Source organism: Paraburkholderia sp. RL17-373-BIF-A (assembly GCF_046030175.1).
In the GTDB taxonomy this organism is placed as follows: Bacteria; Pseudomonadota; Gammaproteobacteria; order Burkholderiales; family Burkholderiaceae; genus Paraburkholderia.
This window is the reverse complement of sequence record NZ_JARESO010000063.1, coordinates 26,879-48,757: the sequence shown is the minus strand read 5'-3', so window position 1 is coordinate 48,757 and position 21,879 is coordinate 26,879. Positions and strand designations below refer to the sequence as shown.

Genomic DNA, 21,879 nt, shown 5'->3' with positions numbered 1-21,879 from the left:
GGCCATGGATATGCGATGACCGCAACCTGCGAACGGTATGTTGAATGTCGTGTGGCTCGGTGACACAGTCAAGATTCTCTGGGCCATGGCTGACGGGCTCTGCGTGTTCAGCAAGCGGCTTGAGAGCGGACACTTTGTCTGGCCCGAGGCTGACAGCGGCAAGATCCACCTGACGCAGGCTCAACTGTCGATGCTTCTCGAAGGCATCAACTGGAAGCAGCCTTCCCGAACGCGCACGCCACTGTCGATGTTGTAAACCGCGCGGGAGGTGCGTAAACTCCCACGCATGTCTGATACTGCGCCGCTTCCTGACGACATCGATGCCCTGAAGGCGATGCTGGCCGAGGCCCGGGCATTGCTTGCCGAGCGGGACCTCGTTATCGAGCAGCTCAAGGCCCAGATCGACAAGCTCAGGCGCATGCAGTTCGGCCGCAAGTCCGAGCAGCTGGACCGGCAGATCACGCGGCTCGAGACCGAGCTGGAGGACCTGACTGCTGCGCGCGGTGTAGCGGACATGCGACGCGCTCACTCTCGTGCGAACGCGTCGACCGCTACCGGCGAAGCCGCTTCGAAGGAAGCCCTGCCGTCTCATCTGTCGCGCGAGGATCACGTGCTCGAGCCGCAACCGGAGTGTCCGGATTGCGGTCAGCCGATGCAGGCACTTGGCGAGGACGTGTCCGAGCAGCTTGCCCGGGTCGCCGCGGCATTCAAGGTAATCCGCACGATCCGTCGCAAGATGGTCTGTCCGTGCTGCCACAAGATCACGCAGCCACTGATGCCGGGCTTGCCAATTGAGCGCAGCATCGCTCACCCGAGCCTGCTGGCCGACATTCTCGTTTCGAAATTCGCGGATCATCAACCGCTGTACCGGCAATCGCAGATCGCGGCACGCGATGGTGTCAACCTCGATCCGGCCAGCACGGGCCGGTGGGTCGGCCAGTGCGAGGCGCTGTGCGAGCCGCTGACCGAGGCACTGCGCCGCAACACGATGGCGGCATTCAAGCTGCACGCGGATGACACCCCGATCCCGGTGCTCGCGCCCGGCAACAAGAAGACGAAGACGGGACGCCTCTGGGTCTACGTGCGCGATGATCGCCGCTCGGGTTCCACCGAACCGGCATCGGTCTGGTTCGCGTACTCGCCGAACCGGCAAGGCATCCATCCGCAGACGCATCTGGCCGGCTTCAAGGGCATCCTGCAGGCGGACGCCTTCGCCGGCTTCAACGAGCTGTTTACCGATGGTACCGTTCGCGAGGCTGCATGCTGGGATCACGCCAGGAGAAAGCTCTACGATGTCCATGTCCGCACGCCGTCGCCGACAACGAAGGAGGTGCTTGACATGATCGGCGAGCTCTACGGCATCGAAGCCAGCATTCGCGGAAGACCAGCAGACGAACGGCTGCGCGTGCGACAGCAGAAAAGCAAGCCTCTGCTCGGTACCATCGAGACGTGGATGAAAGCCACGCTCGCAAAGCTGTCGAAGAAGTCGGAGACGGCCAAGGCGATCAACTACTCGCTCAACCAGTGGAACGCGCTTACGCTCTACTGCGAAGACGGCCGGGTCGAGATCAGCAACGTACTCGCCGAAAATGCCCTGCGCTGCGTCGCGCTCGGACGAAAAAATTTTATGTTCGCTGGCTCCGACTGCGGGGGCGAGCGTGCAGCCGCAATGTATTCGCTCATCGGGAGCTGCAAACTCAACGGCATCGATCCACGCGCGTACCTGACCCACGTGCTTACTCACATCGCAGACTACAAGGTCAACCGCATCGACGAGCTGTTGCCATGGAACGTCGCGGACAGGTTGCGCAAATCGGCCGGCCCACCAGTGGGCGCCACGTAACGAGGGCAATCCGGGGAGATCCAGATGCATCCTGTCCATGATTGGAGATCGCGGACAGGATCTCCCCCAATCTCTCCGTTAAACCCATCATCATCGACGCGCGCGCGAAAGTCACCTACGGCCGTCGCGAGGTGCTTACCGATCACCTGACCGTCCTTGTACCAGGTAATGTCAAGCGTCTGGACTGTCGTTGCCCCGTGGGCGCTCGCGATTAGGCTTGCTGCGACTGCCGTCGCGAACAACGTTTTGCGTACGAATTGCATATTGGTTCTCCGTTTCAACGTGATGTGTAGTTGTTTGAGTCATATCCGCGAGGGATGCGGCCCAGGGGTGATCAGGGCAATGTGCTGTTCAAAAAAATCAGAGGCTAGGGCAAAGCGACTCTGGTGCGGTGTCTCATCCGGCATTGCCTGCCGGTTGGTAAGCCGGCCGTCGCTGAGCATGCAGAAGCAGAGCCCGTCGAAGGCGGCTTCCTGTGCTGCGGCTTCCCAGTCGCGGGTGTGGTAACTCACGCTGGTTTTTGAATGAGCGTCACGCCGAAGCGGCGGAGCCGTCCGCGCGTTTGCGTGGCAACACGATAGCCAGCGTCACTGCGAGCCAACTGCTGATCGCTACGCAAAAGAAACCGATAGCTGTGTTGCGCCAAACGCGGCGCGCTGTGTTTTCGACGTCCGCGCGAGTCTGCGCAAAGGTGGTTTGCGCGAGCTTTATCCTCTGCTGCAAAGCTTCGGACGAACTCAGGCCGTGTCTTGTCAGTAGCAGCGACCCATCCACAGCGGGAAGGCTCCGGACGTCACCGCTGAGCTGTGACAGCCTCACCATGTCTACTTCAATGAGGGACGCTCTTGTCAGAGCGGAGCCATTCTCCAGGTAGGCTTCGACCATGTTGATCACCGTGAAGGGCATGGCGATCGAAACGGCTACAGCGACCCACCTGATTGCATCCTTTACCTTCATTTATCCATTCGAACCTCGGCCAGATTTTTACCCATGGGCAGACTACTAACGAAGAATGACGCTGTTTTCCTGCCTCTTTTCAAGGGTCGCATTACATTGGACTTTCGAACTGCCAGTCGTTTCAACAGTCCGGTGCCGAAAGGACGGCGATTTGCGGTGTCTTTGCAAGCCGCGCGACAACGTAGTAGTCGGAAAATAAGACCGTGCCCGCCCTTGATGGGTGAACTTCTATCGATCCGCATGAAATTTAGTCAACGCGCCACGCTGTCCATCCTCACCATCGCCGTGCTCACGTCGACGGCGACGATCGGCCTCGCTGGATTCCAGTTGCAACCCCAGCGCGCAGCGGTGGGCGTCGTGATTGATACGGCAATCGTCTCTGAACTCACGGGCGTGTCGGATGCGATCCGGGATATGCCGCCCGCACTCCGTTCGGGTGTGCTCGCCCGTCACGACGTGCGCTCCGAACAGGCGCTAGCCCAGTCACTTGCCGCACAGCGTGCGAACCTTGCTGCGGCGGAAAGAGAACGCGCCGAAGAGATTGCCGTGCGCGACAAGCGCGCAATGTGGCTCATTGGCCTGGCCGTGTTCAACACATTCGTCATGGCAGTCGGCGCGATCTCGCTCTTCGACGCGTACGGAACAAAGCACCGGCACGCGCGACCGTGACCCGCATGCAACACGCGACAGACCAGCTACGCCCTGCCACGGGCTACTGCATCGAGACCCGCGCGTTGGCGCTGTCCAACGGCCATTTCCCCGGCCTCGTGCTCGAACGCACCTTCATCCGGGAGCACGTCGTTGACGGCGTGACCTTCCTCGAATTTCAGAACGCGACAGGCGCCCGCCACGTTATCGACGTCTCGACCATCGAGCGCATCATCCCGCTCGGGCGGATGGCCAGACACGGCGACGCTCTTCGTACCGCGGATGTCCAACCATGATCACGATCGTCTTCGAATTTGTCGATACAACGCGTGGACAAGGGGTCGGCGGCGCCACGGCGCTAGGACTCCCGGACTGCTGGATGGACGCACTCATCGGCGATGGGTATGTCGAGCAGCGCGACTACATTGCACCCGGCATACTGCGACGCATCGTTGCGCGCTTTCCGACCCAGCACCACCTCGACCAGTTCGCCAGCAGCGTTCGTCAGGTGAGCAAGCTGCTTGGGACACATGCCTTTCGCGGCAACGTAGGCAGCACGTGGCCGGGTTTTCTACAGAACTGACAGATGACAAACGTCCGGTTCGATGGCCTGGTAACATCCCTCGAAGAGGTGCAGGACAATCCCGCACGCTTCGCGACACGACTCGAGCGCGCGAAGCGGACGTCTGGCTACGCCGAGTGCCTTTGCCAGAGCGCGGGCGGGGGCAAGCCGCTTCGACTGGTCGTTCGCCGCTACGGCGCGCTCTTCCATCTCGCGCGCTGGCCAGACGAAGGTGTCTATCACAAGCGGGACATCTGTTCGTTCTTCGCCGAACCAACCGGATTGTGTGGCGCTTCTGGCATCGAGCAGGAAGCTATCCGCACGACGCATGCGGGACTCGATGCAAGATTAGACGTGTCCCTGACGGTGCGCACTGTCGGTACTGTTAGAAGCGAAAGCTCACCGGGCGACAATTCGCGCGCTGCGTCGCGCCGATCCGCACCGCTACTCGGTTTTTTGCAGCGCGTGTGGCAAGACGCTGGCCTGAACCATTGGTCAGGCGGAGCGCAGCGCAACTGGGGCACCTGCAGTGCACAGATCCTCGCGGTGCTCGGCGAAGGGAAGATGAACGGCAAGCCGGTTCAGGACGTCGTTCACGTCATGCGGCGCTATGAAGAAAGTGAACTGCCGACCATCAAGGCCGAGTTCGACGCCTTCCTGAGCCGGATCAGGACCACGCCGACAGAGTCGCGCCGCGGCGTCGTGATCGCGGAAATCAAGGCCATCGATCCTTCAAAGTATGGCTTCATCGTTCGCCTGCGTCAGACGTTCGAGACGTTCTATGCATCGAAAGCGCTTGTTGAAAGCGTTGCCCGTTCTTACCGGCACGCGTGGCCGATGATCGGCCAGCCGGAAGCCCGAGTCGTCGCCGTGCTCGTCGTTGAACGCACGAAGGACGGCAATCTGCGCGCGGTCGATCTCGCCCTGCAGCTTTGCAACCGCGCGTTCATCCCGTGCGACTCGAGCTACGAGGTCGATATGGCGAACCGTCTTGTGGACGAGCGGCGGCGGTTCGAAAAGCCGCTACGGCGGGACGAGGGCGACGACATGCTGCCCGACTTCCGTCTGACAGACACAGCGCGGCCAACCGCAATCGAGATCTATGGCATGGAAGCTAACGACGCATACCGCGCCCGCAAGTTGCAGAAGCAGGCGATCTACGCTTCGCGCCGTGAGCCATGCGTCGAATGGGTTCCACCATCGCCGCTCTCCTCGGTCGTGCTACCGTCGCCGACTTGACTTGCTGCCGATGCATATAGGGTGAGGCAGATATAGCCCGAACAGGATCGACAAAATGGAATCCAACTCTTTCTTTCTTCAGCGCGCTCTGGCCCGCGGTGCTGACTGGCACGTCAGCTATCCGGCACTCTGCATGGCAAGCTCGACCGATCCGGTCGACGAACGGCGCAAGCAGATCGTCGTCGCCGCTGCGGACGACACAACCGTGCGGATGGCCTTCTTCAGCTCTCTCGGCGCGATTCTCGACTTTCAGGCATCGTGGGACGAAATGGACGGCGCCACGCGCGGCTGGCTGAAGTTCACCACGCTGGAATCGGTGGTGGCTTCCGGAGGTCGCTGCGCTCGCAAGCATTGAGCGGCACGCCAACACGCCAACCGATGTGCGCTTTGCCGCCGGCAGCGGCCGCGTCGCGCCTTCTGACACGGACGCGTTCCGTCGTTATCTTGACACGATCGAGCAGCACTACCGGCGCGACGAAGCGATCTCCCGCAATCTGTTTGCGCCCGACGCCGCTTTTGACATAGCGTCCCGCGCCGTCGCCCCATAAACCCGTACTTTACCGCCCGGAAGCGCATGAGCAGTGTCCTCCCGTTCGCGCGCATGCGCGTCACCACAGACGATCGCACGCACCGCCCCGGCGAGTGCGCCCATCGCAATATCCGCCTCGACCCGCGGGGCGGAATCGTTACTTGCCGGGATTGCTCTGCCACGCTTACGCCCTTCTGGGCCCTCACGATGCTCGCTGACCAGTACGCCGTTGCACTCGCTCACATAGAGCGCCTGGAAACGAGGCTCGCGCGGGCGGACTCGCGCATCCTCGAACTGTCGGCCGAACTGGATTCCCGGCAGCCCACGAAAGACCCGTCCAAACCTTCCTCAACCTGACCTTGACTGAGGGCTGCTCCATGGTCGAATGGTGAACCATCTAACTGAAGGGCATCACCATGAAGCGAGACTTCCCTTGCGGGCACTCGGGCAAAGGCAAGTACTGCCATACCTGCGTCGCCATCACAAAAGCCAAGGAAGCCGAGGCGCTCGCGCGACAGCATAAGCGCCTCGCCAAGCAAGAACTGGCCGCAGCTGACCCGATCGACCTGTCCTGCGTGGCTCACCTGCCATCCCTTCAGAGAGAGGCTCGATCGATCCTCACGAAAGTGCGGGACGGCACTCACCCGTGCGCGCTCAAGGGAAAACCGATCCGCTCGTCGAACCGGCAGCTCCTCTCGGTGCCCGTTGGATACGCCTACCGCCTGGTGTTCGACTGTGAGTCATTGCGCCCTCTACGCCTCCTCTCGCACGAAGCGTACAACCACACAGCTGACGCCCTGAGCGGCTGACTTGCCGCAATTTGTGTTTATCCCTGTCGTTTTGCCCAGAAGCGCTGGTCGGGAGACATTACAATTCGACTATAAATACACTGTCCCCAGGAAGCGCCATGACCGATGAACTTTTCCCCTGCGCACACTGTGGCGGCAACTGGGCGTTCGGCTGGTCCCAACGAGTGATCGGTGGCCGCATCAGGCCTTCGACGGATTTCCTGCAGATCAATTCCAGCTCCGCCCCCGTGATGAACGATATGGAGGCGCGGTCGCTGTCGGAGCCGCCGACCGAGAAGCTTTGCTGCATCCTGTGCGACGACTGCGGGATGCAATCGCCGTGGATACCCGTCGGCGACGACAGGCACGCCGCACTCGATGAGGCCGGAAAGATATGGAATCAGCGATTGAACCGCCCGGCCGCGGCCGAGGGCGAATTGCTCGATCTCGTACGCAAAGAGATCTCGCCGATCGACGCGCCGTACATCCTCGATTTACTTAGTCGCACAACGGAGGACTGGGAGAAGCGCGGCCCGATTTTCTCAATGCTCGCGCAGAAGATTGTCGACGGGAAAATCACCACGCGCGATTTCTGGCCGATAGACCCGGTGCTCGAGGATGCCGCCCGTTATCGCACGCTGCAGCAGATGGCGCGCTTCGTCTACATCGATGGTGTGGCGTCCGTTCAGTTCCCACGCATTCCGGCGACCAGTGGTGACGAGGATTGCTCTTTTGAGACCCGGGTCTCAGCCGCCGTTGACGATCTCCCGGATCGCAACCGCTGGTGACTTGACTTCGCGGGAGCGGCGCCATACTGGACTGAACTCTCGCCACATCGGTGAGCGAACAACCACCGGTCGGAGAAAAACATGTCCCCAGTCGAATACATTCGTGCCGCGTACCGCCATCGCGAAAAGCTCGTTCCGCAGCTACTTACCGTGCTGGCCCTCGGAGTGATTTTCACGTATCACGCACTGACCAGCCCGGTCCTTGAATGGCTGCATTAGCCAAAAACAGTCCAAAAAATTAACCATGGTTATTTTTTTGCGAAAACGGACGTCATCAAGTGCCTGATTAGTCAGCTTTTTTTGCCGCCCACCTCCGTTCCAAAAATGGATATTTTGTATAGATTTTTGGAACAGCGACCGGCTGCTTTTACCACAGCAGCCGAGCATTCCCCGCTTCGTCGGGTCATCCGCTTTCTGACGGGAGCAGTTGGTAAAGCATAGGGAGCGAGATGCCGAGAGCCGCCGCAGTTCGAATTTTATGGCCGACGCCTCCTGGACAGCTGGCTAGACCGCTGCTTGCCGCGTCAACGCCCGAATCCTCTTCGCGGCAACAGGACTGTGCTCGAGAGGTAGGCGTTTGCCTTCGTCGCACCTGCTGTGTCGGGCCATTTCGACAATGCGCTCCATAGCCGCCTTCGCACCTCGCGATCTACCGGCTCCGTGGGTTGCTTGATCGGTGCCTGAACAGCGTAATCCGCTCATACATTTGCTGCATGTGCCGGTAGCGGAGACCGTGGCTCATTACCCGCCAGGACGGTGTGAGGCAGGCAACCGGACAAAGCGGCCCGCCATTACTTCTCTAACAGCCTGTACAGCGCTTGACGCGAGATTCCCATCGCGGCTGCGGCGCGTGATTTCACTCCGCCCGCAGTTGTGATGGCCTCCAGTGCCATTTCCCTTGTCAGCGAACGCGTCTTCTTCGCAGCCAACGCAGCATGCGTTGAGAGATAGGCGTTTGCTTTAGTCGCGCGACTATGACCTGCCGCCTCGACAACGCGCTGCATCGCCGCCTTGTGTGCCTCACGATCCACGCGCTCTGATGGCATCTTGATCGGCGCTGCAACGCCAGTAATCCGTTCGTACATTTCCTGCAGGTACTGGTGACGCAGACCGTGGCTGGTCAGTCCAATTCCCGATTCGGTGACGCCGTGTTTGGCCAGCACCTTGTAATAGCGCCACTTCCACTGCTGTTTGGTCATGCCATGCGGGATGGTCGAGCCGGTAAAAGGGTTGGCCAACGCGGCAGCTTCTTCCAGTACCGAAAATTTGAAGTCAATCGGCACCGCCCGGTCACGGCCGCCTTTTGTCCCGCGGGTTACGCTCAAAAGGCCATCGTTGCGCACGGCCTCGGCGGGGCGCAGAAGGAAGCTCTCTTCCACGCGCAGCCCAAACGCCGCCTGAAGCTTAAGCTGCACTGCGACGCGCGGATCTGTTTTTGCAATCTCCTCGATCTTCGCTGAGGCGTCGACGCCGTTTCCTACCCAGGACTTATCTTCGAGCGCCACATAAGAGCGCACGAGATTATTCGCTTCTCTGTCCGCATAATCAGACAGGGTTCCGATGAGGTTCGTCTTTCCCATCCAGTCAGCGAGCGCTCGTAGATAAGTCAACTTGTTCTCAATCGTGCCACCGCTGAGGCCGGACTTGATCCACAGGTCTACAAGGAACTTCACGTGCTTCTGCTTCAGCGCATACGGCGATTGGAGCGCATAGCCGTTTTTCCGAAGCTCTTCAAAAGATCGACAGATCTGCTGCGTCCGATACATCTGCGTTTTGATGGAGAGAGGCTTGGCGCTAATTCGCGTGCGACTGTGCACCTTCTCGACATTCTCCAGAAAGAGGTTTTCGAGTACCCCTTTAAAGTCGGGCGGCAACCGATAATCGCGCAGCACTGCGCGCACATTCAAAATAGCTGACATCCTTACAACCCCATGAATGGCACGGTCAAAGCGTTGTACAGCGCCTTGCCGAAACGCCGCGACCGAACATTTTCCTGATCTTTTACGGCTCGCTCCGGTGCGCTGCGCGCGAGACGCTGGGAGCCTATCCCCGCATCAACCTGTCGCGCTGCGCGTTGCGTTCCCCGCCGGGTACAATCTTCCTGTCCTTTAGCGATTCCATCGGTTCAGCCCCGCACGTGGAAGAGACGTGCATCGACTGTCCATCTGCTGCCTGCTGCGAGGCACCACGCTCGCGCGCGATGCCTGCCTGCGATATCTGCTTTCCCTGCCATCACCGAACCGGGCCTGCCTTTGCAGGGTCCATCGTCGTTGATCGGGTCCGCTGTCTCGCAGGTCGGGCCGCAGCGCTTTTCGCTCCGCGATCCCGACTCCGCCGACTGCTCTAGCTGCCGGACCGGCCTGTGACACGTTTTCACGCGCCCGTGTGCGCCGTCTCTCGACTCGCACGACTGTGGCCAACCGTCCGGCAAACCGTTTGCGCTGTTTTTTCTCCGGCCGCGCCCGCCGTTCGTCTTCCGTACAGGGATGTGTTCGCTGTAAATAGCGATCACATACCCCCACCCCCAAGTCCGTTCAATCCGCCGCTGTGTGTCGGGCTTCATGCAACGGTCCCAGCTTCGTGTGCTGAAAGGGTGCGTCCAATGCTGACTCAAGCGTGAGTTACGTCCGGTTTCGGAAGTGTCCGGTGTCCGGCAACTCAGCTCAAATCGCAAAATCGGGCAAAACCGCCCGCAAACCCAATGGATATCGCGTGTCCGGGGTCCTCAAGTTGGCCCACGGTGTATTTGATTTGATTCAGAAAAAGGCCGCTTCATTTTGCGGCCTGTGACAGGACGAGATTTCGCCAGGCAAAGCGATCCCTTCAATGGTGAAACTCAGAGGTCGATGCGCTCAATCGCGCGGTTGGTAGCGAAGAGATTAACGCGTCGACGAGTCCGTTGCCGCGCGAAAGCTACGTAAATGTTGCGAGCTTTTGCGGCCTTGACTTCTTCCCCGCGCCTATAGAGTTGGATCGTCACAGCAGCGTTGGGGCAGATGTTGGGCAGCTATGTGACCGCCAAGTGCCCGAGCACGTTTCGGCGCAAAACGCTGGCATGCACCGTGGGCACTCAACTGCCCGATAAGTGCCCCAGCGTCGAGCAGCCCGAAGTCGTTGGGGTTTTATCTGCCCCAATTCTGCCCCGGAAGCGCTGTGCAATCTTTAACAACTCTGGAGAGAGTCATGAAAGTTTCTGTTTTCGCAGTAGACGTTGGGTACGGCAACACGAAAAGCGCATTCCGCATGGGATCGGACATCGCAACGAGCATGTTTCCCTCGCTCGCGCCACTCGCCGTAAGCGATGCGGTTTCTGGCTACGGTCAGGGTGTCTTGTCCGCCCGTAAAGTCGTGCCGATCGAGGTCGACGGCTCGACGTACGAAATTGGACCGGGCGTTGAACTATCCTCAGCCTATGGCAATGCCGGCCGGACACTCTCGGAAGACTTTTGTCTAACGCCGAACTACGCGGCGCTGCTCGGGGGCGCCTTGCATTTCGCAGGCGTGACCGAAGTCGAACGTATGGTGCTCGGCCTGCCGGTCCATAGCATCACGAAATATTCTGCCCATCTGCGCGATGCGTTTTCCGGCGTCCTTGATTTCGGGAATGGACCGATCACGGTTCATTCCGTCAAGGTCATCCCGCAACCTCTCGGGTCACTCGTTTCCTTTTCCGAATATGGTGGTGTGCGTTTTGACCGCGAGAACGCCCATCTCGTCATCGACGTCGGGTACTTCACGACTGACTGGGTGGTCGCCCACGGCTTTACGATGAACGATCGGCGCAGCGGTGGCGCGCCCGGTGGCGCATCCCAGGTGTACAAGCGCATCGCGTCCCTGATCTCTGCGCAGGAGGGCGAGCCGGCCGACGACGTGGAACGGATCGACAAATGCCTTCGCGAGAAGAAGCCGATGCTGTTCTACGGCAAGGACATTGATCTCGCACCGCTGCTCGAACAGTCGCAGGCCGTCATCAACGCCACGGTGAAGGAATTACAGAACCGTGTCGGGCGCACCGCCGACCTTCGCTCGATCGTGCTGACCGGCGGCGGTGCAAGTCTCTACGAACCAGCCATTCGTGCGGCATTCCCGCGCGTAGATCTGGATGTCCTTGACTCGCCGTGCTTCGCCAACGCGAAGGGGTTCCTGATCGTCGGCGAGTCCACCCTTGCGCGCGAAAGGAAGGCGCTAGCCGCGTGAATGGGAAGATGATTATCAAGCTGACGCTCAACGAAGCAACGGACCCTGACCTCTATGCCCATCTTGCCAAGTTCGACAACGCAAGATTGCGAGCGGGCGTCCTGAAAGCCGCCGCAGGTGCTTCCGTCCGTGGCGAACGCTTGCACGCTGTCCCGACGGCACAGGACAGAGCGGCGCCAGCTTTGCCCTTTGTCACTGGAATGCCCCCGATTCCGGAAACCGCGATGGGTGAACAGCGGCGGCGGGACTTGGTGCGTTCCTCTCCGGACCTTGCGACGGAACCTGTTCAGCAGAAGGCCCCTTCGCGCGAACTGACGAACGGCGCTTCCATTGATCCCGCAGTTCGCCGGTGGAATTCGGACGCGATAGGCGAGCAGTTCGCCGACTTCTAGGGTAGTCCGATGGCCTTGACTTCGCGGTACATTTGCGAAGATAGGTCATCGGCCTGCATGACGGGCCTTACCAATGGAGTAGGAACAATGGACCTCTTGCACGTACTAACTAACGCGGACTGGACTCGGGCCGCGCGCTTCTGGCTCCTGGTGGCTGTGGGCGTTGCTGCCTTAGAGTCTTCCTATCATCTGCGCGGTGCGGTGCTGTCGTGGCTTCACAAGGACAGCGATCATGCTTAACAAATTCTGGAGTCTGGATCCCCTCGCGCGCCGTGCGATCGTTGCCGCCGCGCTTTTCGGCTTCATTGCCATCGACGTTTTATTGCCCAAATGCGATATCACCGTTTCGGTCTTTATCATTTGCGGCATCGCATTTCTGTGGGCGATTGGCATACTGCGCCCTTTCCTCTTCATGATGTTTCTGCTGTTGAAGATCGTCTTCCGGATCAAGACCTCTCCGTGGTGAACCAATTCATCGACTCAGGGCGAAAAAAAAACCCGGCCAATGGCCGGGTTTGTCGTTATGGGGTTGAGTCAATGCAATAAGGCGATACCGCGAGCTCGACCCTGGTAGCGAACGCAATAAGTCCACGCGTCGTCCAGTTCCATGCCTGTCTGCTCAGGCTTCGCATTCACTGCCCGACGCCGGTCAATCACATCGTAAGCCTGCGCTTCCGACTTGCCGACTCGTACCGAACCATTCTTGACGCCCGACGTAGCGACAATGTCGAACCGGCCAACAATCATCCTGAACATGCTTCTCTCCACGGGAAAGGCCCGGACGGATTGCGGCCCCGGCGGGGACGAATCCCCACCGGGCGGTTAAGAAGAACTACTGGGCGGGCCAGGCCGCCGTTAATCAGACATGCAGTGCCTCGCGCGTCGCGCCGCTCCCGACGGGCGCAGCAGGAACGCGAGGCCTGTTACATAACGTCAGCCATTCGTCCGCAAAGTCCGTCCCGCGGACTTTTGGGCGATGAACAATTGCGGTGTAGCCGTCGGTGCGCAGGCGCCTGGCAAGCGCCAGCGCATCAGCCATCCCGGGCGACTTTCGCGTTTTCGGATCGACCGCATCGAAATCAGCAAAGATATGCACGACACGGATTCCAAGGCCATCAGGAACAACGAAGTCGGAAAGCAGCACGCGGTTAAGGCAGTACCAGACTGGCACACCAAAGAGCATGTGTGCGCCAAGCACCGATTCGAGGCCTTCCCCCACGCCGATCTCGCCGTTGACCGGCTCCATCAGCCGGACTGCGCCGCCGTTCAGCTTGTGCAACGTCACATCGTTCATCTTTGAAGGCAGTACTTCCCCATCGTTAGTGATGATGGCCGCCTTTGCGGGCTTCGAACGATCAAGGAACGTCCGGTGAAGTGTGCCGAGGCGTCCGTCCGGTAGCGTGAATCTGGCGAGAACGCCAGGCCACTTGCCGATCACCTTCTTTTCATGCCGGTACTCGAGCATTGCCAGCCGGAGTGCCGGCGACGGAGAAAGGTCAAGGCCGGGCACGCGCGCGCGCAGATATCCCGAGATGAGATCGCCGCGCCCGTGCGCCACCGCCCTGCCCCACATCGATTCGAGTCGCTTTCGCGCCCACACCGGATCGGCCTTGCGGCCGGGCGAAGGCACCGAGGAACCCGGTGTGTCACGCGCCGGCATCGGAATGCCGCCGTCGAGCTCCAGCATCAGCTCGCGAAAGGTGATCCCGGCTGTTTTGCAGATGAGCTCAAAGCCGTCTCCGGCCTTCATGCTTCCTTCATTGCACTTGCGGCACACCCAGTCGCCGCGGCCGCGCTTGTTGTCATAAGTAAAGCGGTCGTTGCCGCCGCAGATGGGACAAGGTGCGCCTTTCCCGGTCAATGAGGTTGCGGGCACTCCGTACTTCTGGAGCAACGCTACCCACTGTTCCGGGGACAGCTTCAGGTCCTTAACATTCATATGTCACTCCAGTAGTGGTGTGGTTGAGGTCGATGCCTTTACAGGCGGTGAAACCGTTGCTCAGAAAAGCCGTCTGTCACGCCCGAGGCACGCGAAACGGCTTTTCTCAGCAAGGACGGCGCTGCCGGTTGGGATTACGGAAAGGTGCGAGGAGGGAAAACTCACCCTTCGCGCCCTGCCGCCCCGTAAGGGATGGTCAAGGAGCGAAAAGGTGAGCCGATACAGGAACAAAGGTGAGGAGGTTCGGGATCAGACGTGCTGAATGGCGATCAAGATTTCTTCTTGATAGACCACAGCCACTTGTCCCACAAGACTTGAGCGCCTGTCGGATCAAGAATGGGCTCCCCGCGCGAATTGACTGCGGGCACCTTCGTCTTGCCAAGTCGCCGGACCTCGACGCGATCTCCAATGCGGCAGTGCGTCTCCGCGATCGCGTCACGCAGGCCTTCGCCCTGCAACACGCGGGTCTGTCCACGGTGCTCCAGCGTCAGGCAGAACGACTCATAGGTCTTGCCGGGTCGCTTGCCATCCGGGAACTCGCGCTCACCCCACTCCGTTACGACGCCGTAATGCGAACGTTCCGTGCGAGGGGTGCCCGGCGCTTTCGTGGGCGATGCCAACGCCGGTACCGCATTCTCGATCACGACCGGTGCGGTAGCTGGCTTGACTTGCGCGCGTGCACGGGGACGCTCTGCCTCCGCAGGCTCACGCTCCCGGGTAACTGGCGGAGCGGCTGCCATGATCGCTGCAGCGATCGCGTCCCTTAGCGGGCCGGGATGTTCGCTAACGACGGCCCAGTGAGGTTCGAGTGACGGGACCAGCTTCATGCCGACCGGCGTGTCACGCAATTCGTAATCGAAGGCCGGGCGAAACTGCACCACCACGTCGCCCTCATCGCGAAAAAGCCGGGCTTCGCCAGCGATCACCAGCTGACGCTCGTTGCGCCCCCCTTGCCCTACTACTACTGGCGCGGGAGTTGCCGGCGGTGATACCGGCTCGCCAATGCCAAAGATGCCGCCCAGGACTTTGCTGAATGTGGTCGTTGTCATTTTCGGCTCTCCTACAGCAAGGAGCCGAAGCAGCAGCGACGAACGTCTTCCATGTCACGCTTCAGCAGCGGGTTACTGACGATGACGTCCTGCAGGATCTCGGGGTCGACGCCGTTGATGAGGCAAACGTACCGGTACGGCAGAGCGCCGTTCCAGAACTCCATCACCCAGCCGAGCGTTGCCCGGTAGTCGTCGAGTTCAAGCTTTTTGCGGTTGCGAAGCCTGTCGCTCAGGAGCGTGCAGCAATCCATCAGCGACTCGGGCATGTTGTCGCCGCGACGACTGTCAGTGGCGAAGCCGACAAGTGCGTCGACCATTTTTTCGCGCACCGCTTCGCTCCAGAACTTCGGATCGGGAAGCGGCTCAGGCTTGAGAGGCGGACTGGAAAGGATTGGCAATTCCCCGCCAAACATATCGAGTTGCCATGCCGTGATTTCGGTTTCCATGGGGTATCTCCGGTGAACGGGAACCCATGCCCGCAACGGGTCGGTTCCCGTTGGGGTGAAGTTGCAAAGACGCCCCGAAGGGCATCTTTGCGGTCAGTGGCGGGCCGACTATTCGTCGGTGCCGGTTTTAAGCGGAACAACGACAGGCGACTTGGCGTACTGTCGTTTGATAGGGGTTACAGACGCCGTCGGGACTGCTTCAGCCTGAGGCTGGGCAGTCGCCGGCGTTGCTGAACTTTTGTCGCTCGATTCTTTTTCGTCTTTCATCGTCTTGCGAATGGATGCTTTGACCCACTGGTAAGCAACGAAACCGACGAAAAGAGCGGCGAAAAACGAGTGCATCGCAAACCAAAGGCCGAAGCACACAGCAAAGAACCACATCGGCGAACGCGTCGCCTTCATCAAGAACAGCTTCGGCATTTTTCTCTCCAGAAAAATTAACGCACTAGGGGATGTCCAGGCTGGAAGGCACTGGACCATTTCGATGCTCATTCGAGCAGGGAAATCGGGCGCGCGGAGAGACGCTTTCCTCACGGCTCTGTTGAGTCGTGACAAAAGCAGCTATCGGCGGAAGTAAACAGATGGGTAGAGGTCGGCCGCTGGTACAGAAAGGGCCAAAAACTCAGGTCGATGCGTCGGAGACGCGGGGATAGGAATCACTTTACGCATCGCCTCGCGACTCAGCGGGGGTAAAGCTCCAAAAAACATGTGCGCTTTCGCGTTGCACTGCGAATTCGACGTCTTTCGCTTCCTTGACTTCCATGAGGACGTGTCAAGCTGGTCCCATCAACAACGCATTGGGGCAGCAATGTTCTTCGAGATCCTTCTGGGCGTCGCCGCATGGAAACTACTCACCCGCAAGAAACGTCCGTCGATTGGCGACCTATTCCGGCACAAGCCAAAGGACCTCAGCGCGGCGCTCGGCGAGGCTGGCGAAGCCAAAGCTCAGGCTAAGCTGCGCGACGGCCTGACCGCACTCTGCGGCGCCGACTATTCTCTCTTCAACGGGCCAATCATCATCGAGCACGCGCCTGGCACCGATTTCCCCACCGCGGAGATCGATCACCTCGCCGTCACCCCGTTCGGCATCTTCGTATTCGAGACCAAAAATTGGTCGGGCTACATCAGTCCCGCGTCGGCCCCCGGATTCCTGACGAGGACAGATCGCGACGGTAAAGCGCAGGACCGTCGATCACCGCTCGAACAGAACCGGACAAAGGTTGCGTTTTTCCGCAGCCGCTTTCCCTCGCTGTGGCCAGTCGCCGGCGCAGGGTTGCTTGTCTCTGAGGATGCACATCTCAGCCCGGCGCTGCATTCGGACCTTCTTTCTCTTGGCGACCTTTCGCACTGGCTGCGCGCGAGACGCGACAGCTACGGCGGGATGCCGCCCGTGGACGTGGGGAAGGCGACCGCAGCAATAGCCCTTCTGGTCGACACGTCCCACGCCGCGATGGAGGCGCACCGAGTCCGCGTATCCAGGTAATTTTTACGTGTCGCAAATTGTCTAGTGTAGATGTTCCTCACATGTCACTAAATGTTTCATGAATGCGACCGATAACTAAATCTTGAGGTTCTTTTAAGGAGCGACCAAAGCGGGTCGCTCTCGCGAAAGGCGGTACAAAATGAGCGCCTTTCAAGGGCTGGACCTCAAATCGTTAGCGTTACTCTCTCTTACAAATTTGAGATGGCGCGGGAAGCATTCACGGGGAGCTGGAATCGAGGCGGCAACAGCGCCAAAGGTCCAAGCGCAACCCATTAAGTGACAGCGCGGCATTTGCGCCGTCCAGTCTCACGAGCAATCTGCTCAATCTGACGACGACAACCAGGGTGGTCGTTCCTATTAACTTCTGGAGAGAAGAATGCAAAATGGCAAGACGTCCAGTCCCGATGGCCGGCCCAATGGGCGCGGGCTGGTGCCGGGGTTCGTAACCAAGGGCTCACTGCCTCCGACCGACGCCAACGCTGGGCAAATGGTGCCCTTCGACCCGTTGGACGAATTAGTTTTCAGCATGCAGGACCCGAAAGCCGCTACCCGCGACAAGATCGCGGCTGCGGCACGTGACGTATTCGGCGGCGGCGCAGAAACCACCGAACTGGTGGGCAACCTCGTCGAACACATGATGGCCGTCTCCGAGTCGCGGGAGAAAGTCGTCTCAGAACTGATCATTCTGGGCGGACATCTCCAGCAAATGATGACGATAGCGATCAACCATCACACCGGCGTGGTAGGTGACAGCCCAAAGAGTCAGAGACGAGGCGCGCAACTGTGCTTTGCTTTTTTCGAACGAGCCATGAAGCTGACGCGCGCTTCTGCATACAACTACATGCGCTGTCACATGAAGTTTGCAGACAAAGCCGAAGCTGTGCAGATTTTTAGCTTTGGCGAGCTACGGATACTGGCCGCGGATGACGTAACGGACGAGCAGATCGAAGCTGTCGTTAAGCAGAAGCAGGCGACGCCGGATATGTCCCGCGAGGATGTCGCGAAGCTCGTAAAAGCGCTCCGGCTGAAAGAAGAAGAGATTGCGGATAAAGAAACTCACGTGGCTAACATCGAAGGTTTGCTCGCTGACAGCAAGCTAGCGCTCGACCAGAGCGCGCGGGAAAACGGCCATTTGAAGCACACGATTGCCGACCACGAACGGGCGATCCTCGAACAAAGGGAGAGCATAGCCACTCTCTCCGAGATGCTCGCTAAGAACTCAGCCGGATATCCGGCCCTTGAGAAGGCGTTGGCCGACAAGAACAAAGAGTACAAGGAATTGGCTGACAGGTTTATGGCGCTGGAAAGCGCTCCGCCAAAGGTAGAGCGAGTCGAAGTTCCGGTTGAGACGCTCCCCCTACCGTACACGTCGCTCAAAGAAGCGCTGGCCCGTCTCTCGACCCAGTTAGACGAAAAAGTGAGGGAAAAGCAGTTGCTGGACGCGCGGAACGCGGAACTTGAGGCCAGCCTGCGTGAAAAGCTAGCGGCGCTTGATGCTCGTATTGCGGTCAAAGACGCTGTAGCAGATCTAACCACGTCGTGGGCATCGATCGCAGCAAAGATGGCGACCGTGCAACTGGCGGTCCAGGCGTCGGCTGACCCGACCGAATTCAATTCGACACTCGAGGCAATCGCCGCGACGATGCGCAAGTACGTGTCGGAGATCGAGGCGGCTCTGCAGCGCACGCAAGGCTAAGACGCTGTTAACGGGGATGAGCGGGTCATGCCGCTCACATAGATTACGAAAAGAAAAATGCTTAAAGTTAGTCTCTACGGCCACAGTGAGCCGCAAAACCTTCTTCTCTCCGATTGGTTGACGGAGAAAGTGCAGCGCGGCAATTTCGCTCTGACCGACTTCATGCGCCGTTCGATCGGCGCGAACGGCCGGATGCAATCCGTGTTTTCGCTTTCGCTCGACAACGTCGCGACATTCGATGAACACATCGGGGCAAAGGCCACCCTGATGAACATGCCGTTCCTCGCGCTGTCACCAGTCCTCGACGATCCGCGAGACTGGGAAAGCTTTGTCGACGGAGTAATGTACTCGCCCAAAGTAGAAAGCCTCATCGCGGCGATGCCCAAGCTAGACCAGGTCACCAGCCGTGACGTCTACCACTACAACCTGTCATACGTGCAGCTGCTGAAAGACGTGCTGCACATGAGCATCGTCGCCGTGCCGCTGCTAGGCATCTCGACCGAAATGGCTGCTTACCTGAAGCAGGTGCCCATGGCACGGCTTGAAAAAGCGGTTGGCTCCATCAGCTTTCCGCTTTTCCAGTGGCGATTCCACGATCAGAACTTCTGGCTCGAATACAGCGCGGGTTGGTTGACCGAGGAAACCGTTGCTCATTACATCATGGCCACCTCGCCGGTAAGGGCAGGCTCGCTGCCCTACAAGCATTTGTGGACCGATCTTCGGCTTGAGCGAAGCCAGCGTGAAGATTTCGCCCGGCTGATGATGGCTCAAGGTTGCCGATCAGCGACGGCAATCGACCTGTTTGGCCTTAACCAGAACAAGGCTCGCGCTTTGTACCGCGAGATCCACGGTGTTAGTTCACCGTGCGGGTGTCGGGCGAGTTCCCTGACCTGGTTCATCGAGACAGCCGTTCATCGACTCCAAGCTTCGGTCTATGTCTGGCTCTACCGCAACGGCCTCGAAAACGAGGCGAACATTCCGCAGGCGCTGATCGCTGCAAATGACGTCATGGCGAAGATGTTCGGCAGGAACCTGGTGATTACCGCAGACAGGGCCAACTACCTGACGCGCTCGATGGCCATGGACTCCCGTCTCACGATGGCGCCGTGCCGGGCCTGTGGGACCGACTACGTTCTGTCCAACGGCGAAGGCAAGATCGAGCTCGCGAAGGACTTTAGCTGCCCCGGTTGCAACTACCTTCTCGCGCCGAAGAGTCAGGTGGCCAAGCGCAAGCAATCACACTAACGGAGGTCACGCCATGCATCACGATTTCGCGGTTCAGATCGGATTGGTGGTCTTTTCTCACGATGGCCGGGTCCAGTTCGGCTGGCGCGACATTGAGACTGGCGAGTTCCACGCCGAAGCCGACGGCCAATGCATCTCGGGTGTGATTGGCGCGGTGGAGTTCTGCTCGGACGTGATGCACTGATATGCAGGACTTCGCTTATCTCTTTGGCGACAGCGTCGCGGCCTGGCTCAGAGGCCGCGGCGACGCTCGCTTCAATCAGTACGAGCGGCATTACAGAGCGGACCGGCAGGCGACGCCTGAGACGTTCGACCTCGAAAGATCCAACGAGCAGTATGCGAAGCAGTGCGCGCGATCGGGCGGTCGGATTCTGCGCGTGCTGGACAGCAAGGCATTCAAGCACCTTGTGTTCTTTCTCGCGCTGGCCTGGGGAGGCTCATTGATGCTCTCGACGGTTGGACAACAGCAGCCAGCGGTCGCCGGCACTCTGCTCGCCGCGCTTTTTATTGCAATACGCATAAACCGGCGAAGGAACCGCTCCGGACGGCGGTAGCAAACGGTTGCGCCTACGCAACGACACTCTCGCCGCAATGGCTTACCGCTCTTTACAATGCCAGCGCACGCGAAATTTGGGGTAAGCATTCACGCTTTCCGAGAGTTGCGGCCGACGCTGCCTTGACTTTGGAATGCGCTCGATAAGATGAAAGTAAGCAGATCGCGGGGGCGACTGCACTAACGACTAGGGCCAGAAAAATGACCATCAAAAGCACTTTTACACTGACTTCCGCCGTAGTTGCGGCTGCTATCCTCGTCGCTGCATGCGGTGGTGGTGGTGGTGGTGGTGGTGGTGGTGGAAGCAGCTCGCCCGCTGCGGGCACACCCGCAAGCGCTCCGGGTTCGGCCAGCGCTCCCAGTTCGGCCAGCTCTCCGGTAACGGGCACTCAACCCACCCCGCAATACGCAGCGAACAGCGCCACGCTTGCGATGTTTAATCAGGTGAACGCCTATCGTCAGCAATGCGGTTTCCCGGCAGTTCAGCAAAACACGGTTCTCGATCAAGCTGCGCAAGCGCATGCGATGTGGGAAGGATTGAACAACACGGTGGCCGACAACGAAACGGCTGGTCAGCAAGGCTTTACCGGCGTGAGCTACCTTGATCGTGCCGTGCATTTCGGATTTCCCTCTACCGGCGTCGTGGGCGCAGGCGTGAGCGCTGCCTACTACACCACGTCGAATCTTTCCGAAGCGGAATACGGCCAGACGTTGGTGAACGAATGGATTTCGACCGTGTATCACTCGCAGGCCATCTTGACGCCGGTTAAGACGATTGGCATCGGTGAGTATGAGACCGCGTTCAACGGTTCGCCGGAAGTGTGGGGCTCGATGAGCCTGCTGAACACTGAAATGCAGCAACTCACCACGAGCGGACCCATTACGTTCCCATGCCAAGGCACGACCGGCGTTCCGTACAAGGCTGTTTCGGAATCCCCGACGCCGCCCAATACTTCGGGTCCGTGGGGCACGCCGGTTATTGTCATGGGCAACGCGACCGATACGCTTGTACTGAGTTCGGGCACGATGACGGACCCGTCCGGCAATATCATCAACCTGCAATTGATCGATTCGGCCAACGATCCGAACAAGCTGACGCAGCCGTATGCAGCGGTCGCTTACCCGGCAACGCCTTTGGCTCCGAACACCACGTACACGGTGAACGTGTCGGGCACGGTGAACGGCACTGCTTTCACGAGGCCGTTCACGTTCACGACCGGGAATATCGTCGGCTAACGCCATCGCAAAGGGCTCACGCGGCCCTTGATCGAAAACCGCCAGCATCACACTGGCGGTTTTTTATTTCCGAAAATCGTTTTTGACACGCTCCAAAAAAGAAGGGATGCAACCCGCAAAGGCTGCACCCCTTTTCTGCTACAACCTGTCTAGGTCAGGTTTAATTTGGCCCGCCACAAGCCGCAGGCCCCGGCGACGTTGTATTTCCCGTGAGTTGTCCCATCGCGCTTCCGTCCGTTGGACTGACAGGACAGTACAAAATGTATGTGTTGCCAGACGTGCCGCAAGT

27 protein-coding genes are annotated in these 21,879 nt (G+C 59.5%); 19 read left to right on the top strand and 8 right to left on the bottom strand.

The features are described 5' to 3' along the window. The first annotated feature begins 37 nt into the window (after positions 1 to 37). Together tnpB and tnpC are read left to right on the top strand one after the other, a co-directional pair. Positions 38 to 256, top strand: coding sequence for an IS66 family insertion sequence element accessory protein TnpB (tnpB, locus tag P0D80_RS41165; protein WP_408292336.1), 219 nt, complete (start codon positions 38 to 40; stop codon positions 254 to 256). 30 nt (positions 257 to 286) lie between these two features. Then, positions 287 to 1,843: an IS66 family transposase gene (gene tnpC / locus P0D80_RS41160; RefSeq protein ID WP_408292334.1), complete on the top strand. Its 1,557-nt coding sequence runs from the start codon at positions 287 to 289 to the stop codon at positions 1,841 to 1,843. Positions 1,844 to 2,145: 302 nt separating this feature from the next. Here tnpC and P0D80_RS41155 read toward each other — a convergent pair whose 3' ends face one another. Next, the gene (locus tag P0D80_RS41155; protein ID WP_408292332.1) at positions 2,146 to 2,355 is read right to left on the bottom strand and encodes a hypothetical protein; all 210 of its coding nucleotides are present in this window, start codon (positions 2,353 to 2,355) and stop codon (positions 2,146 to 2,148) included. 19 nt (positions 2,356 to 2,374) lie between these two features. Further along, positions 2,375 to 2,800 (bottom strand): hypothetical protein, encoded by a 426-nt coding sequence (locus P0D80_RS41150; protein WP_408292330.1) that lies wholly within the window; start codon positions 2,798 to 2,800, stop codon positions 2,375 to 2,377. 240 nt (positions 2,801 to 3,040) lie between these two features. Between P0D80_RS41150 and P0D80_RS41145 the strand changes: the two genes are divergently transcribed. From P0D80_RS41145 to P0D80_RS41110, 8 genes are all read left to right on the top strand, one after another. Then, a complete protein-coding gene (locus tag P0D80_RS41145; protein ID WP_408292328.1) occupies positions 3,041 to 3,469 on the top strand; it encodes a hypothetical protein in 429 nt (142 codons plus the stop codon). A 5-nt stretch (positions 3,470 to 3,474) separates the two neighbouring features. Next, positions 3,475 to 3,744, top strand: a complete 270-nt coding sequence (locus tag P0D80_RS41140) for a hypothetical protein (RefSeq protein WP_408292326.1) — start codon at positions 3,475 to 3,477, stop codon at positions 3,742 to 3,744. Then, positions 3,741 to 4,031 (top strand): hypothetical protein, encoded by a 291-nt coding sequence (locus P0D80_RS41135; protein ID WP_408292324.1) that lies wholly within the window; start codon positions 3,741 to 3,743, stop codon positions 4,029 to 4,031. Before P0D80_RS41140 ends, P0D80_RS41135 begins: the two co-directional genes overlap by 4 nt. 3 nt (positions 4,032 to 4,034) lie before the next feature. Next, positions 4,035 to 5,249, top strand: a complete 1,215-nt coding sequence (locus P0D80_RS41130; RefSeq protein ID WP_408292322.1) for a DUF1173 family protein — start codon at positions 4,035 to 4,037, stop codon at positions 5,247 to 5,249. A 55-nt stretch (positions 5,250 to 5,304) separates the two neighbouring features. Further along, positions 5,305 to 5,604, top strand: coding sequence for a hypothetical protein (locus tag P0D80_RS41125; RefSeq protein ID WP_408292320.1), 300 nt, complete (start codon positions 5,305 to 5,307; stop codon positions 5,602 to 5,604). A gap of 590 nt (positions 5,605 to 6,194) precedes the next feature. Then, a complete protein-coding gene (locus P0D80_RS41120; RefSeq protein ID WP_408292318.1) occupies positions 6,195 to 6,587 on the top strand; it encodes a DUF7682 family zinc-binding protein in 393 nt (130 codons plus the stop codon). A gap of 98 nt (positions 6,588 to 6,685) precedes the next feature. After that, on the top strand, positions 6,686 to 7,354 hold the full coding sequence (locus P0D80_RS41115) for a hypothetical protein (RefSeq protein ID WP_408292316.1): 669 nt from the start codon (positions 6,686 to 6,688) through the stop codon (positions 7,352 to 7,354). A gap of 81 nt (positions 7,355 to 7,435) precedes the next feature. After that, complete coding sequence (locus tag P0D80_RS41110) at positions 7,436 to 7,573, top strand: hypothetical protein (RefSeq protein WP_408292314.1); 138 nt, start codon at positions 7,436 to 7,438, stop codon at positions 7,571 to 7,573. 572 nt (positions 7,574 to 8,145) lie between these two features. On the opposite strand, the gene P0D80_RS41105 is transcribed toward P0D80_RS41110, so the two are convergent. Continuing rightward, complete coding sequence (locus P0D80_RS41105) at positions 8,146 to 9,273, bottom strand: integrase domain-containing protein (protein ID WP_408292312.1); 1,128 nt, start codon at positions 9,271 to 9,273, stop codon at positions 8,146 to 8,148. A gap of 1,264 nt (positions 9,274 to 10,537) precedes the next feature. Between P0D80_RS41105 and P0D80_RS41100 the strand changes: the two genes are divergently transcribed. From P0D80_RS41100 to P0D80_RS41090, 3 genes are all read left to right on the top strand, one after another. Beyond that, positions 10,538 to 11,551 carry a PRTRC system protein D gene (locus tag P0D80_RS41100; RefSeq protein ID WP_408292310.1) on the top strand — a complete coding sequence of 338 codons (1,014 nt, stop codon included), beginning with the start codon at positions 10,538 to 10,540 and terminating at the stop codon, positions 11,549 to 11,551. Positions 11,552 to 11,559: 8 nt separating this feature from the next. Beyond that, complete coding sequence (locus P0D80_RS41095; RefSeq protein WP_408292308.1) at positions 11,560 to 11,943, top strand: hypothetical protein; 384 nt, start codon at positions 11,560 to 11,562, stop codon at positions 11,941 to 11,943. A 232-nt stretch (positions 11,944 to 12,175) separates the two neighbouring features. After that, complete coding sequence (locus P0D80_RS41090) at positions 12,176 to 12,409, top strand: hypothetical protein (protein WP_408292306.1); 234 nt, start codon at positions 12,176 to 12,178, stop codon at positions 12,407 to 12,409. A 68-nt stretch (positions 12,410 to 12,477) separates the two neighbouring features. Here P0D80_RS41090 and P0D80_RS41085 read toward each other — a convergent pair whose 3' ends face one another. The 5 genes from P0D80_RS41085 to P0D80_RS41065 all read right to left on the bottom strand — a co-directional run bounded on the left by P0D80_RS41085 (position 12,478) and on the right by P0D80_RS41065 (position 15,797). Next, positions 12,478 to 12,699, bottom strand: a complete 222-nt coding sequence (locus P0D80_RS41085) for a hypothetical protein (protein WP_408292304.1) — start codon at positions 12,697 to 12,699, stop codon at positions 12,478 to 12,480. A 103-nt stretch (positions 12,700 to 12,802) separates the two neighbouring features. Next, on the bottom strand, positions 12,803 to 13,882 hold the full coding sequence (locus P0D80_RS41080) for a primase-helicase zinc-binding domain-containing protein (RefSeq protein ID WP_408292302.1): 1,080 nt from the start codon (positions 13,880 to 13,882) through the stop codon (positions 12,803 to 12,805). Between the two features lie 269 nt (positions 13,883 to 14,151). After that, positions 14,152 to 14,931 carry a hypothetical protein gene (locus P0D80_RS41075; protein WP_408292300.1) on the bottom strand — a complete coding sequence of 260 codons (780 nt, stop codon included), beginning with the start codon at positions 14,929 to 14,931 and terminating at the stop codon, positions 14,152 to 14,154. 11 nt (positions 14,932 to 14,942) lie between these two features. Further along, entirely contained in the window at positions 14,943 to 15,377 is a 435-nt protein-coding gene (locus P0D80_RS41070; RefSeq protein WP_408292298.1) for a hypothetical protein, read from the bottom strand. 108 nt (positions 15,378 to 15,485) lie between these two features. Further along, the gene (locus P0D80_RS41065; RefSeq protein WP_088176754.1) at positions 15,486 to 15,797 is read right to left on the bottom strand and encodes a hypothetical protein; all 312 of its coding nucleotides are present in this window, start codon (positions 15,795 to 15,797) and stop codon (positions 15,486 to 15,488) included. Between the two features lie 388 nt (positions 15,798 to 16,185). On the opposite strand from P0D80_RS41065, the gene P0D80_RS41060 reads away from it, so the two are divergent. From P0D80_RS41060 to P0D80_RS41035, 6 genes are all read left to right on the top strand, one after another. Then, positions 16,186 to 16,860, top strand: a complete 675-nt coding sequence (locus P0D80_RS41060) for a nuclease-related domain-containing protein (RefSeq protein WP_408292295.1) — start codon at positions 16,186 to 16,188, stop codon at positions 16,858 to 16,860. A 376-nt stretch (positions 16,861 to 17,236) separates the two neighbouring features. Continuing rightward, on the top strand, positions 17,237 to 18,556 hold the full coding sequence (locus P0D80_RS41055; protein WP_408292293.1) for a hypothetical protein: 1,320 nt from the start codon (positions 17,237 to 17,239) through the stop codon (positions 18,554 to 18,556). A 57-nt stretch (positions 18,557 to 18,613) separates the two neighbouring features. Continuing rightward, a complete protein-coding gene (locus tag P0D80_RS41050; protein ID WP_408292291.1) occupies positions 18,614 to 19,801 on the top strand; it encodes a FlhC family transcriptional regulator in 1,188 nt (395 codons plus the stop codon). 13 nt (positions 19,802 to 19,814) lie between these two features. Continuing rightward, on the top strand, positions 19,815 to 19,985 hold the full coding sequence (locus tag P0D80_RS41045) for a hypothetical protein (RefSeq protein WP_408292289.1): 171 nt from the start codon (positions 19,815 to 19,817) through the stop codon (positions 19,983 to 19,985). Between the two features lies 1 nt (position 19,986). Then, positions 19,987 to 20,355 (top strand): hypothetical protein, encoded by a 369-nt coding sequence (locus P0D80_RS41040; protein WP_088176751.1) that lies wholly within the window; start codon positions 19,987 to 19,989, stop codon positions 20,353 to 20,355. 200 nt (positions 20,356 to 20,555) lie between these two features. Further along, positions 20,556 to 21,590, top strand: a complete 1,035-nt coding sequence (locus P0D80_RS41035) for a CAP domain-containing protein (protein ID WP_408292286.1) — start codon at positions 20,556 to 20,558, stop codon at positions 21,588 to 21,590. Positions 21,591 to 21,879 lie beyond the last annotated feature (289 nt).